Source organism: Pseudomonas sp. (assembly GCF_048269965.1).
Classification (GTDB): domain Bacteria; phylum Pseudomonadota; class Gammaproteobacteria; order Pseudomonadales; family Pseudomonadaceae; genus Aquipseudomonas.
This window is the reverse complement of record NZ_JBLWTV010000002.1, coordinates 109,581-122,097: the sequence shown is the minus strand read 5'-3', so window position 1 is coordinate 122,097 and position 12,517 is coordinate 109,581. Positions and strand designations below refer to the sequence as shown.

Annotated in this window: 11 protein-coding genes; 3 read left to right on the top strand and 8 right to left on the bottom strand. The window is 62.5% G+C overall.

The features are described 5' to 3' along the window. Nucleotides 1-2: 2 nt before the first annotated feature. Nucleotides 3-785, bottom strand: a complete 783-nt coding sequence (locus tag ACN0X6_RS02885) for an N-acetylmuramoyl-L-alanine amidase (protein WP_417701960.1) — start codon at nucleotides 783-785, stop codon at nucleotides 3-5. After that, a complete protein-coding gene (locus tag ACN0X6_RS02880) occupies nucleotides 782-1,372 on the bottom strand; it encodes a MarC family protein (protein WP_417701958.1) in 591 nt (196 codons plus the stop codon). The genes ACN0X6_RS02885 and ACN0X6_RS02880 overlap by 4 nt, the downstream gene beginning before the upstream one ends. Before the next feature lie 229 nt (nucleotides 1,373-1,601). Between ACN0X6_RS02880 and ACN0X6_RS02875 the strand changes: the two genes are divergently transcribed. Further along, nucleotides 1,602-3,134, top strand: a complete 1,533-nt coding sequence (locus tag ACN0X6_RS02875; RefSeq protein ID WP_417701956.1) for a nucleobase:cation symporter-2 family protein — start codon at nucleotides 1,602-1,604, stop codon at nucleotides 3,132-3,134. Nucleotides 3,135-3,197: 63 nt separating this feature from the next. Here the strand turns inward: ACN0X6_RS02875 and ACN0X6_RS02870 are convergent, their stop codons facing one another. From ACN0X6_RS02870 to ACN0X6_RS02850, 5 genes are all read right to left on the bottom strand, one after another. Continuing rightward, a complete protein-coding gene (locus ACN0X6_RS02870) occupies nucleotides 3,198-5,102 on the bottom strand; it encodes a GGDEF domain-containing protein (RefSeq protein ID WP_417701953.1) in 1,905 nt (634 codons plus the stop codon). A gap of 5 nt (nucleotides 5,103-5,107) precedes the next feature. Next, nucleotides 5,108-5,980, bottom strand: a complete 873-nt coding sequence (locus ACN0X6_RS02865; RefSeq protein WP_417701951.1) for an endonuclease/exonuclease/phosphatase family protein — start codon at nucleotides 5,978-5,980, stop codon at nucleotides 5,108-5,110. 19 nt (nucleotides 5,981-5,999) lie between these two features. Beyond that, nucleotides 6,000-6,626 (bottom strand): thiol:disulfide interchange protein DsbA/DsbL, encoded by a 627-nt coding sequence (locus ACN0X6_RS02860; RefSeq protein ID WP_417701949.1) that lies wholly within the window; start codon nucleotides 6,624-6,626, stop codon nucleotides 6,000-6,002. A gap of 163 nt (nucleotides 6,627-6,789) precedes the next feature. Next, nucleotides 6,790-7,395: a c-type cytochrome gene (locus ACN0X6_RS02855; RefSeq protein ID WP_417701947.1), complete on the bottom strand. Its 606-nt coding sequence runs from the start codon at nucleotides 7,393-7,395 to the stop codon at nucleotides 6,790-6,792. A 52-nt stretch (nucleotides 7,396-7,447) separates the two neighbouring features. Then, complete coding sequence (locus ACN0X6_RS02850; protein ID WP_160018546.1) at nucleotides 7,448-7,738, bottom strand: c-type cytochrome; 291 nt, start codon at nucleotides 7,736-7,738, stop codon at nucleotides 7,448-7,450. A 398-nt stretch (nucleotides 7,739-8,136) separates the two neighbouring features. On the opposite strand from ACN0X6_RS02850, the gene yihA reads away from it, so the two are divergent. Further along, entirely contained in the window at nucleotides 8,137-8,787 is a 651-nt protein-coding gene (gene yihA, locus ACN0X6_RS02845; protein WP_417701944.1) for a ribosome biogenesis GTP-binding protein YihA/YsxC, read from the top strand. Nucleotides 8,788-9,352: 565 nt separating this feature from the next. On the opposite strand, the gene polA is transcribed toward yihA, so the two are convergent. Continuing rightward, nucleotides 9,353-12,148, bottom strand: coding sequence for a DNA polymerase I (gene polA, locus ACN0X6_RS02840; RefSeq protein WP_417701942.1), 2,796 nt, complete (start codon nucleotides 12,146-12,148; stop codon nucleotides 9,353-9,355). A gap of 73 nt (nucleotides 12,149-12,221) precedes the next feature. On the opposite strand from polA, the gene ACN0X6_RS02835 reads away from it, so the two are divergent. Next, nucleotides 12,222-12,506: a DUF2782 domain-containing protein gene (locus ACN0X6_RS02835; protein WP_417701940.1), complete on the top strand. Its 285-nt coding sequence runs from the start codon at nucleotides 12,222-12,224 to the stop codon at nucleotides 12,504-12,506. Nucleotides 12,507-12,517 lie beyond the last annotated feature (11 nt).

Below are 12,517 nucleotides of genomic sequence, written 5' to 3'. Positions count from 1 at the left end.
TTCTATCCTGCCGCCTGCAGATTGAGCACCAACAACCGCGCTGCGGTTTCGGCGTCCGGCTGGCCGTCGTAATTGGCCGGGCGATACTTCATCTGGAAGGCGGCAATGACGTTGCGCGTCAGCTCATCCAGCTCGCCATGCTGCGGCACCCTGTAACCGTTTTGCGCCAACTGCTCCTGGAACCACTGCACGCTGGGCAGGCTGGCGCTGAACAGCGCCTGTTGGCGCGCCACGGCGTCTTCGTTCGGCCAGGGCACCAGGCCCTCGTCGGCCAGACGCTTCCAGGGGAACAATGGGCCCGGATCGACCTTGCGCTGCGGCGCCACATCGCTGTGCGCGATGATCGAGCCCAGCGGTAGCTGGTGACGTTTGACGATGTCCTTGAGCAGCACGATCAGGGTATCGATCTGCTGCGGCGCGAAAGGCTGCCAGTAACGACCGGCCGGCGTCTGGTAGTAACCCTGGTTGACCAGCTCGATGCCGATCGTGGTGCTATTGAGCCAGGTGCGCCCTTTCCATTCGCTGACGCCGACGTGCCAGGCGCGACGGTTCTCATCCACCAGACGATAGACCGTCGGCGGTGCATCACCGATCAGGTAGTGGCTGCTCACCTCGGTCTGCGTCAGCAGGTCGAGCGAGCGCTGCAGGTCAGCGGAGGTGTAGTGCAGCACGACGTACTGCACACGGCTGTTCTGACCGGTCGCCGTGTGGCTGTCATCGATACGCAGACCACCGGTGCAACCGACAAGCAGAACAAGGACCAGGGCAAGGCAGAGAGACTTCATGCGTGACCGAATACGCTCTGCAGGTTGTCCAGCAGCATGTCGACGCTGAGCATGATCAACAGCATGCCCATCAATCGCTCTACCGCCATCAACCCGCGATTACCGAGAAAACGCTGCAGGAACGAAGCCTGCAACAGGATGAATGCCGTCGCTGCCCAGGCCAGGATGACCGCCAGGTAAAGCTCCCAGAGCGGCCCGGTGTGGGTGTTGCGCAGGGTCATCAGCACCGCGAGAGCAGAAGGTCCGGCGACCGCCGGCGTGGCCAACGGCACCAGCATCGGCTCGCCATCCGGCACGTCGCCGAGCAGGCCTTGCGGGCCGGGAAAGATCAGGCGCATGGCGATGACGAACAGGATGATACCGCCGGCAATCGCGGTTGCCTCGCGTGACAGCCCGAGGCTGGTGAGGAATTTGTCACCAAAGGTGAGGAACAGCAGTAACAGGCCAAGGGCGAACAGCAGTTCGCGCGCGGCGATCCACAAGCGTCTGCGCGGTTCGACGTTCTTCAGCGCGGCAATGTAGATGGCGATATTGCCGAAAGGGTCGGTGACCAAAAAGATCAGCACGGCGATGCTGAAGATGTCCATGGGCGTCTCCGGTGGCTAGTGCGCATAGTCTAGAGCCTGACGGGGTCGCCTCGCGAGTCGGCGACACGGTCAGATTCGAGCACTTCCAGCCTATGCGGGAATTTTATGACCAACAGAGGTGAAACGGTTCCAGGGATAAACACTCGAAAAAATGTATACAAAGTAGTAGCCAATATGGCAACAAAATGTCTACATTGACCGCACAAGAACAACAGCGAGTAGCTTCCCCATGACGTCCACCACTCAGCGCCCAGAGGACGAGAACCTCGGCCTCGGCTCCAATCTGCTTTACGGCCTGCAGCACGTACTGACCATGTACGGCGGCATCGTCGCCGTCCCCCTGATCGTCGGCCAGGCGGCTGGTCTGTCACCTGCCGATATCGGCCTGCTGATCGCCGCTTCGCTTTTCGTCGGTGGCGCCGCCACTTTGCTGCAGACCATCGGCTTGCCGTTCTTCGGCTGCCAGTTACCCCTGGTACAGGGCGTGTCGTTCGCCAGCGTCGCCACCATCGTGGCGATAGTCGGCGCCAATGGCGGTGAAGGCGGGCTACCCGTGGTGTTCGGCGCGGTGATAGGCGCAGCGGCGATCGGTCTGCTGATCACGCCAATCTTTTCCAAGATCACCCAGTTCTTCCCGCCGCTGGTGACCGGCATCGTCATCACCACCATCGGCCTGACGCTGATGCCTGTGGCCGCGCGCTGGGCCATGGGCGGCAACAGCCGTGCAGCCGACTTCGGCAGCACGGCCAACATCGGCCTGGCCGCCTTCACCCTGGCCACCGTGCTGCTGCTGAGCAAGGTCGGCAGCGCCACTCTCTCGCGCCTGTCGATTCTGCTGGCCATGGTCATCGGCACCCTGGTGGCACTGGTATTCGGCATGGCCGATTTTTCCAAAGTCGGCGACGGGCCGGTGCTGGCCTTCCCGGCACCGCTGCATTTCGGCATGCCGGTGTTCGAGGTGGCAGCGATCATCTCGATGCTGATCGTGGTGATGGTGATCCTGGTGGAAACCTCGGCCGACATCCTTGCCGTCGGCGACATCATCGACACCAAAGTCGATTCCAAACGCCTCGGCAATGGTTTGCGCGCGGACATGATCGCCAGTGTCGTTGCCCCGCTGTTCGGCTCCTTCACCCAGAGCGCCTTCGCCCAGAACGTCGGCCTGGTTGCCGTGACTGGCGTGAAGAGCCGCTATGTGGTCGCCACCGGCGGGCTGATTCTGGTCACCCTCGGCCTGCTGCCGATCATGGGCCGAGTGATCGCCGCAGTGCCGACCTCGGTGCTCGGTGGTGCCGGCATCGTGCTGTTCGGCACCGTCGCCGCCAGCGGCATCCGCACCCTGGCCAAGGTCGACTACCGCAACAACATGAATCTGGTGATCGTCGCCACCTCCATCGGCTTCGGCATGATCCCCATCGCCATGCCCAGCTTCTACCACCACTTCCCGGCCTGGTTCGAAACCATCTTCCACTCGGGCATCAGCTCGGCGGCGATCATGGCGATCCTGCTCAACCTGCTGTTCAACCACTTCACCGCCGGCAACTCGGATCAGCAGTCGGTATTCGTCGCCGGCACCGAGCGCAGCCTGCGCTACCGCGACATCGCCGCCCTGCACGATGGCGATCACTTCATCGGCGGGAAGCTGTATGACGCGCAGGGCAATGAGGTGCCATTGCAGGACGAGGACGATCACGCGCCACGGGCACGAACCGCTGCTGCCACATCAGCGACCAGCAGGGACCCGGCTGAGGCAACATCCTAGAAATAGCAGGGTCGCTCTTCAGGGAGCCGCAGCGCCTGCCGCTGCGGCCCGGCGCAGAAGGGATCAGGCCGCCTGTTCGACTCGGTTACGCCCCGCGCCCTTGGCGCGATACAGCGCCTGATCGGCACGTTCGAAGGTGACCTCGGTCGCCTCGCCATTGCGAAATTCCGCGATACCGGCGGAGAAGGTGATGGTCACCGGCTCGCCCTTGAAGTGGAACGGGCAGGCCTCGATTGCCGCGCGCAGGGTTTCCAGAAGCTGGACACCTCCCTCCGGCGGCGTTGCAGGAATCAGCAGAACGAACTCTTCGCCACCAAAACGGGCGATGAAGTCGGTCTTGCGCAAACGCTTGCTGAGCTCCCCGGCGATGATCTTCAGCACTCGGTCACCTGCCAGGTGGCCGTAGCCGTCGTTGATCCGCTTGAAGTGATCGACGTCCAGCACCGCCAACAACAACTGGCCGCCATAACGTTGGCGACGAGCGACCTCCAGGTCGAGACGCTCGCTCCAGGCAGCACGGTTGGGCAGCCCGGTCAGAGGATCCAGCAAGGACTTCTGTCGCTGTTCCTCGATATGCTCGCGAAACTGCTGCGCCTCCTGCTCCATCTCGGCGACACGCTTGACCAGCCCCTGTAGCCGCTCGGCCACGTCATCTCCACCGCTGTCGCGCTGACGCTGCTGGCTGCTGACACTTTGCAAGAGGCCTTCCAGGCGCTGCTCCAGGGCCTGTTTGAGCGATTCCAGATCGGCAGCCTCCTGCACACTGTGCTGCAGATCGCTGACCTGATCGCGCAGTTGCTGGTTGAAACTGCGCGCATTCTCCACTGAAGCGCTGTAGCCCTCGTGTGCCTCGCTGAGGGTTTCGATGAAGGCAGCCAGACGCTCGTTGAGTTGCTTGAGATAACCGGCGAACTCACGCTGGCCGCTATCGGTGACGGCAAGCACCAGCACAGCCAGGTCATCCAGCACCGGCACCAGCTCGTACCAGTTGAGATTGCCCTCCAGGCGCAGGCGCAGCGCTTCACCTTGCGGCAGATGGCGCGCCGGCAGTTCGAGCTCGTCGAGCAGATTGCGCAGACTGCTGGCGATATGTGGCGCCACCGCGCTGTACCCGGGTTCGCTGCTGGGCAATGAGAACGGGCTGTCGCCGGCATCCTCCTGCCGTACCAGCCCCGGTGGCAGCGGCAGGCTGTCGAGCACAGGCGAGGCGTCGTGGACCTGGTGCCGGGCTGGCACGCTTGCCAGGTTGGAGAAACTGGGAGGTGACTCGTTCGCCAACGCTATGGTTGTTGGTGTTGGCGTTGGCGTTGGCGTTGGCGTTGGCGTTGGCGTTGGCGTTGGCGTTGGCGTTGGCGTTGGCGTTGGCGTTGGCGTCAATGCTGGTGCGGGCTCCTCGGCAACGCCAGTGGCCTCGCTGACATTGCCCAGCGCATCCGTATTGCTTTCGCCGCGCGAACCGAACAGGCGCTGGAGAAGACCCGGCTGCTCCTGCACCGGAGCCTGCAGAACGGTCAGCGCCTGCCCCTGCAGATTGCTCAGCTGGCTGAGCAGCGCTGGCAGCAGATACTGATGACTGGTGGCGTCCTCCAGTTGTTTGCCCAGTGACTTGAGGGCCTTGCGCACCTCGCGCGGCGGCTGCAGACGCTGCAGTTGCTCGATCAAGGCAGCCAGTGCAGTCGCCGCCTCGCCGGCACGCTGCTGACGGCGCTGCTCGGAATCCAGCACGGCCTTTTCCAGACGCGGGATGAGGCCGCTCAAAGCACCATCCATATCTTCGCGACGGAGGATTTCGCGCATTTCCTGCATGCATTGATCGACCGCCTTGTCCGCGCCCTCGGCGGCCAGGCTGCTGCGCACCAGGCCACGACGCAGCAGATCCAGGCGCAACTCCCAACGGCGGTCGAGCTTTTCCTGCTGCTCCAGGCTGCTCAGGTATTTGTCTTTCCAGCGTTGCGCGTCATCGCTCATACGGCTTACTCGGGAGATGGCGTCTTCAGCATAGGCATTTGCGCAGCATTCTGTGCTTCCGGCAGGCGGATTTCCACGGCCACGGGAAGGTGATCGGAAATCGGCTGACTGAGTACATCGACGCGCCCCAGCTCGAGCTCGGAACTGAGCAGAATATGATCGAGACAGCGCTGCGGTCGCCAACTGGGAAAGGTCGCTTCGACCTGCGGCGCGATCAGGCCGAGGTCGCGCAGCGGGGAGTTCTCCAGCAGGTCGACAGCATGGGTGTTCATGTCGCCCATCAGCACCAGGTGGCGAAACTCACTGACGCGCTCACGAATGTAAGCCAGTTGCCGCGTGCGGGTGCGCGCACCCAGCGCCAGATGCATCATCACCACGCCCAGTGCCTGCTCGCCCTCACCAAGGCGCAGGAAAATCGCGCCACGCCCGGGTGGACCAGGCAGCGGATGATCTTCCAGCAGGGTGGGACGCAAGCGGCTGAGCACGCCATTGCTGTGCTGGGCGAAGCGCCCGAGATTGCGATTGAGCTGTTGATACCAGTAGGGAAAGGCGCCCTGCTGGGCCAGGTATTCGACCTGATTGATGTAGCCCGAGCGCAGGCTGCCACCATCGACCTCCTGCAAAGCCACCAGATCGAAGTCGGCAAGCAGATCACCGATGCGCTGCAGATTGCCGACACGTCCGGCATGGGGCAACAGGTGCTGCCAGCTGCGGGTCAGGTAGTGATGGTAACGCTGGGTATTGATGCCGACCTGGACGTTGAAACTGAGCAGACGCAGCAGGCCGTCGGCTGGCCAGTCGGCCTGCGGCGAACAGTGCCGGTTGACCTGTGGATCGCACAGGCCAACCGCACGTGTCTTTCGCCAGCGGCGCAACATGCTTCGCGCCTGCGGTCGCTTACAGCGCCTCGCGTTCCTTGGCGATCAGGTGGTCAGCGACCTGCAGGGTCTGCTGCGGGCCACCGGCCGAACCCAGGTCGAAGCGATACTTGCCACCGACGATCATCACCGGCACACCCGTGACCTGGTAAGCCATCGCCAGTTTCTTGGCCTTTTCCATCTGGCCTTTGACGGCGAAGGAGTTGAAGGTCTTGAGGAAGGCATCGCGATCAACGCCCTGCGTCGCAACGAAGTCGGCAAACTCTTCAGCCGAAGCCAGCTTCTTCTTCTCCTGGTGGATGGCGGTGAACACGGCGTCATGCACCTTCTGTTCGACCTTCATGCTTTCCAGGGTGATGAACGCCTGACCGTGCACGTTCCAGATGCCACCGAACAGCGCCGGCACGCGAACGAAATTGACGTCTTCCGGCAGATTCTCGACCCAGGGGTTGAGGGTCGCCTCGAACTGATAGCAGTGCGGGCAGCCGTACCAGAACAGCTCCACTACCTCGATCTGGCCGGGTTTGGAAACCGGCACCGGGCTCTTCAGCTCAACGTACTGCTGACCAGCCACTGGCTCGGCATGAGCAGTGATACCGAACAGGCTGCTGACGGCCAGAGCGGCGCCGAGAATCAGGTTACGCATGGGGGACTCCTTGGTAGTAGGCATCGCCTCGTGGCGAATCGCTAGTAAGACCGGGCGACACGATGCAGGTTCCGGCCATTGTAGCCGCGACGCAAATGAAAAAGGGTGGCCGTAGCCACCCTTTGTCTTACCAACTGCAACAGTGGTCGCCTGGAACTGCTTATCAGTGCAGACCCTGGATGAAGCTGGACACGGCTTCGATATCCTTGTTGCTGAGCTTGGCAGCGATGGCACGCATGATCATCGCGTCGCCGTCGTTGGTGCGGTTGCCTTCGCGGAAATCGGTCAGCTGCTTGGCAACGTACTGGGCGTGCTGGCCGCCCAGCTGCGGGAAGCCAGCGGCATCCAGACCAGCGCCGTTGGGCGAGTGGCAGCCGGTGCAGGCCGGCATGCCTTCTTCCAGCTTGCCGCCACGGAACAGCGCTTCACCACGCGCGACCAGCTTGGGATCGGCAGCACCAACGCTCATCTTCTGGCTGGAGAAGTAAGCAGCGATGTCAGCCATGTCCTGATCACTGAGGTTGTCCAGCATGCCGGTCATCTCGACCACTGGACGGTCACCGGACTTGATGTCGTGCAGCTGCTTGAGCAAGTAACGCTCGCCCTGACCGGCCAGCTTGGGGAAGTTTGGCGCAGGGCTGTTGCCATCGACGCCATGGCAGGCACCACAGACAGCAACTTTGCCCTGACCGGCTTCGGCATCGCCAGCAGCCTGAGCCACGCCGGTGAGGCCCAGGGTCAACAGCAGACTCACGAGTACTTTGTTCATCAGCTAATCCAATTACGGCTAAAAGAGAGAAGGGTTATCGGCGGGGGCTCACTCATTCGGTCATCAGCTTGATGACCGCCTGGTAATCCTCGGCCGTGCAGTCCATGCACAGGCCGCGCGGCGGCATGGCATTCAAACCATTGGTGACGCTCTGCACCAGTGTATCCATGCCCTTGGCCAGGCGGGGTTCCCATGCGGCCTTGTCGCCCTTCTTGGGCGCCGTGGGAATCTGGCCGTTGTGGCATACGCCACAGGAACGGTCATACACAGCTTGCGGATCCTGAGCAGCATAGACGTTGAAAGACAGCGTCATAACGGCAGCAGCGAGCAGCATTTTCTTCATCAAATCAACCTCATCAGGGTAGGGAACGTTCTGCTTTCTATCGAGCAGAGATGTAATCGCTCCCGGCAATCGGGTTCCTGCGGGTGGGACAAAGCGCACACAAAATCTGCGGCATTATATACTGGCAACGCTGAAACGGAAACGACGCCGCTTGCCGCGCCACCTGGCGTGCGGCAGGTGCGCGCAAATGTCGCAATCCCTCGAACGATCAAGAGAGTGTCTACAAAGCAGCGAGCAAAGGTCAGGCAAGGCGGAGTCAGCCGAAAAAGCGGAGTGTACGAGTAGTACATGAGCATTTTGACTGGGCTCGCATGCGAGGTTGATTCCAACGCAGCATGGCCGCGCGCAGCCATTTGTAGACACCCTCTCTGCGGATCGAGGTAACCACCGGATACCCCATGCTCCCGAAAAATCCCATCATCGGTCTGTGCCAGCAGGCCAGCTTCCTCATCAGTGCCGCCAAGGTCGATCAGTGCCCCGAGGACAGCGGCCTGGAAGTCGCCTTCGCCGGCCGTTCCAACGCGGGCAAGTCGAGCGCGCTCAATACGCTGACCCATGCCAGCCTGGCGCGCACCTCGAAGACCCCCGGGCGCACGCAATTGCTCAACTTCTTCCGCCTGGACGACGAGCGTCGCCTGGTCGACCTGCCTGGCTATGGGTATGCCAAGGTGCCGATCCCGCTCAAGCAGCACTGGCAGAAACATCTGGAAGCCTATCTGGGCAGCCGCGAGAGCTTGAGCGGCCTGGTGCTGATGATGGATATCCGTCATCCGCTGACCGAGTTCGACTGCATGATGCTGGACTGGTCGGTGGCCAGTGGCATGCCGCTGCATATCTTGCTGACCAAGGCCGACAAGCTGGCCTTCGGTGCGGCGAAGACCGCGCTGCTCAAGGTGCGCCAGGAAATTCACAAGCAGTGGGGCGAGGCCATCAGCATCCAGCTGTTCTCGGCGCCCAAGCGCATGGGTGTGGAAGAGGCGCAGATGGTTCTGGCTGGTTGGCTGGATCTGTTGCCGGAGGAGGGTGAAGAAAGCGCTGAGGGGGAATGAAGCGTTGGGTGCGCGGCACACCCGACATGCACGGTCAGCCCCCTATCCCATTTATTGGGGGCACGCCTAGTGGAGAGGGCTGGGGAGAGGGTGGCTCAGGCGATGCCTGGTTTCGCCGGACAAACCCTCTCCCGCCCTTCGGGTGCCATCAGAATGTCGCTAGCGGTACAAGCGTAGGGGGCGCTGTGCGGCAACGGGGACGACTCGTAATGGGCGAGTAAGCTCCCTCTCCCGCCCTTCGGGCACCCTCTCCCGGAGGGAGAGGGTCATCAGAATGCCGCTCGCGGCAGCTTTTTTTGGGCAAAAAAAACCCCGAGCTTCGTATGGGGAGGGAGAAGTTCGGGGTTCAAGGTCTGAACCGCTAGGGCGGGGTTCAGATGTCTGCCAACACTTAACACAACAAAGGAGCATTGAAGGGCTTTGCGGCCATTCATGAACTCTGACCGGGCGGGTTTACGGAAAGTTCATCGCCTTTTTAAAAACCATTTGCAATAAGAAAGCGTCTTTTGATGCCCTGAGCCCCCGATACTAGAGCGGCCGCGGCATTGCGCCGCGGCGACGGGGGTCAGTGTGCCTCGTCCCAATTGATGCCGACGCCCACCTCCACCAGCAGCGGCACGTCCAGCTCGGCGGCACCACTCATCAGGGTCTTGAGTTTGGCGCTGACCTCGTCGATCAGTTCCTCGCGCACCTCCAGCACCAGTTCGTCGTGCACCTGCAGGATGATGCGCGCGTCGATGCCGCTGTCCTGCAGCCAGCCGTCCACGGCAATCATGGCGCGCTTGATGATGTCCGCCGCAGTACCCTGCATCGGCGCGTTGATCGCCGCGCGCTCGGCGCCCTTGCGCATGGCCTGATTCTGCGCATGGATCTCCGGCAGGTAGAGGCGACGGCCGTAGACCGTCTCCACGTAGCCCTGCTCGGAAGCCTGCGCGCGAGTGCGCTCCATGTAGGTCAGCACGCCCGGATAGCGAGCGAAGTAACGGTCGATGTAGGCCTGCGCCTCCTTGCGTTCGACGTCGATCTGCTTGGCCAGGCCGAAGGCGCTCATGCCGTAGATCAGGCCGAAGTTGATGGCCTTGGCCTTGCGTCGCTGGTCGCTGGTCACCGCTTCCAGCGCCACGCCGAAGACCTCGGCAGCCGTGGCCTTGTGTACGTCCAGGTCGTGGCGGAAGGCGTCCAGCAGGCCTTCATCCTTGGCCAGGTGGGCCATGATGCGCAGCTCGATCTGCGAGTAGTCCGCCGCCATCAGCTTGTAGCCCTTGGGCGCGACGAAGGCCTGACGGATGCGCCGTCCTTCGGCGGTGCGGATCGGGATGTTCTGCAGGTTCGGGTCGCTCGACGACAGGCGGCCGGTGGCGGCCACGGCCTGGTGATAGCTGGTATGGATACGCCCGGTACGCGGGTTGATCTGCTCCGGCAGCTTGTCGGTATAGGTGCTCTTGAGCTTGCTCAGAGAGCGGTACTGCATCAGCACCTTGGGCAGTTCGAAGTCCTGCTCGGCCAGTTCGGCCAATACTGCCTCGGCAGTGGAAGGCTGACCCTTGGCGGTCTTGCTGATCACCGGATAACCGAGTTTCTCGTAGAGGATCACGCCCAGCTGCTTGGGCGATGCGAGGTTGAACTCCTCGCCAGCGATCTCGAATGCCTTGCGCTCCAGCTCCACCAGTTTTTCGCCCAGCTCGACGCTCTGCTCACCGAGCAGCTTGGCGTCGACCAGCGCGCCGTTGCGGTCGATACGTGCCAGCACCGGCACCAGCGGGATTTCGATCTCGCGCAGCACCTTGGCCAGCGATGGCACGGACTGCAGCCGGCCCCACAGTTCCTGGTGCAGGCGCAGGGTGACGTCGGCATCCTCGGCAGCGTAAGGGCCGGCCTGCTCCAGGGCGATCTGGTCGAAGGTCAGCTGCTTGGCGCCCTTGCCGGCGATGTCCTCGAAGCGAATGGTGCTGTGGTTCAGGTATTTCAGCGCCAGGCTGTCCATGTCATGGCGGGTGGCGGTGGAGTCCAGCACGTAGGATTCGAGCATGGTGTCGAAGGCCACGCCCTGCACGGCAATCGGTGTGCTGGCATTGGCAAGGACGTTGATGTCGTACTTGGCGTGCTGGCCGACCTTGGCCTTGGCCGGATCTTCGAGGATCGGCTTGAGCGCCTTGAGCACCGCGTCACGATCGAGCTGCTGCGGCACGCCCATGTAGCTGTGCGCCAGCGGCACGTAGGCCGCTTCGCCGGCCTTGACCGCGAAGGACAGGCCGACCAGTTGCGCCTGCTGGGCGTCGATGCTGGTGGTCTCGCTGTCGAAGGCGATCAGCTCGGCCTGCTCCAGCTTCTGCAGCCAGGCATCGAACTGCGCCTGCTCCAGCACCAGCTGGTAATCACCGGCGCTCGGCGGCGTTGGTTCGGCGGCTGCTTCGACGGTTTCTCCAGCGGGTTCGGCGAACAGATCGCCGGCCGGCGCAGCAGCCTTGGCGGCCAGTGACTTGTTCTGACGGAGCAGGTCGTCCAGCCAGTTCTTGAACTCCAGTTCGCCGTAAAGCTGCACCAGCGCGGCCTGATCCGGCTCGCCCGGATGTAGCGCGTCGATCTCGATGTTCAGCGGTACATCGGTCTTGATGGTCGCCAGTTGGTAGGACAGGTAGGCCATCTCGCGGTGTTCTTCGAGCTTGGCCGGCAGGCCCTTGGCGCCACGGATCGGCAGCTCAGGCACCTTGTCGAGGTTGGCGTAGAGCACGTCGAGACCACCGCCGATGCCGACCAGCAGGCCGAGAGCAGTCTTCTCACCGACGCCGGGCACACCCGGAATGTTGTCGACCTTGTCGCCCATCAGCGCCAGGTAGTCGATGATCAGCTCAGGGCCGACACCGAATTTCTCCTTTACGCCACCTTCGTCGTAGACGCTTCCAGTCATGGTATTGACCAGCGTAACGTGCGGGCAGACCAGCTGCGCCATGTCCTTGTCGCCGGTGGAGATGACCACGTCGCGCTTTTCCCCGGCCGCCTGGCGGGCCAGGGTGCCGATCACGTCATCGGCCTCCACTCCTTCTACGCACAGCAGCGGCAGGCCCAGGGCACGCACGCTGGCATGCAGCGGCTCGACCTGAACACGCAGCTCGTCCGGCATGGAGGGGCGATTGGCCTTGTACTCGGCGAACAGCTCGTCGCGGAAGGTACCGCCCTTGGCATCGAAGACCACGGCGAAGGGGCTGTTCGGGTACTGCTTGCGCAGGCTCTTGAGCATGTTCAGCACGCCTTTTACCGCTCCGGTGGGCATGCCCTTGGAAGTGGTCAGCGGTGGCAGGGCGTGGAAGGCGCGGTACAGGTACGAGGAACCGTCGACCAGAACGAGGGGGGCTTGGCTCATGCGCGGAATCAACCTTTTCGGCGGGTGCAGCGGTAGAATGGCTGCATCATTGAATACAAGGAGCAAGGTTACCATGGGTACAGTCAAACGCCTTTTGCTGGTCGGCCTGCTGGCCTGCACGCCCCTTGCCGCTCACGCCGAGGATCCGGTTTCCGCCGATCCGGACGTGACCATCCGCCAGGACGGCGACCGCACCATTCAGGAATACCGGGTCAATGGCTTTCTCTACGCCATCAAGGTGATTCCCAAGAACGGTAAACCCTACTTTCTCGTTCGCGCCGATGGCAGCGACGGCAACTTCGTACGTTCGGACGACCCGGACATGCTGATCCCGTCCTGGGAAATCTTTAGCTGGTAAGTGATTAAGGT

Coding starts and splice junctions, on each gene's coding strand:
- ACN0X6_RS02885 (WP_417701960.1), bottom strand. CDS start 785: ATGAAGTCTCTCTGCCTTGCCCTGGTCCTTGTTCTGCTTGTCGGTTGC.
- ACN0X6_RS02880 (WP_417701958.1), bottom strand. CDS start 1,372: ATGGACATCTTCAGCATCGCCGTGCTGATCTTTTTGGTCACCGACCCT.
- ACN0X6_RS02875 (WP_417701956.1), top strand. CDS start 1,602: ATGACGTCCACCACTCAGCGCCCAGAGGACGAGAACCTCGGCCTCGGC.
- ACN0X6_RS02870 (WP_417701953.1), bottom strand. CDS start 5,102: ATGAGCGATGACGCGCAACGCTGGAAAGACAAATACCTGAGCAGCCTG.
- ACN0X6_RS02865 (WP_417701951.1), bottom strand. CDS start 5,980: ATGTTGCGCCGCTGGCGAAAGACACGTGCGGTTGGCCTGTGCGATCCA.
- ACN0X6_RS02860 (WP_417701949.1), bottom strand. CDS start 6,626: ATGCGTAACCTGATTCTCGGCGCCGCTCTGGCCGTCAGCAGCCTGTTC.
- ACN0X6_RS02855 (WP_417701947.1), bottom strand. CDS start 7,395: ATGAACAAAGTACTCGTGAGTCTGCTGTTGACCCTGGGCCTCACCGGC.
- ACN0X6_RS02850 (WP_160018546.1), bottom strand. CDS start 7,738: ATGAAGAAAATGCTGCTCGCTGCTGCCGTTATGACGCTGTCTTTCAAC.
- yihA (WP_417701944.1), top strand. CDS start 8,137: ATGCTCCCGAAAAATCCCATCATCGGTCTGTGCCAGCAGGCCAGCTTC.
- polA (WP_417701942.1), bottom strand. CDS start 12,148: ATGAGCCAAGCCCCCCTCGTTCTGGTCGACGGTTCCTCGTACCTGTAC.
- ACN0X6_RS02835 (WP_417701940.1), top strand. CDS start 12,222: ATGGGTACAGTCAAACGCCTTTTGCTGGTCGGCCTGCTGGCCTGCACG.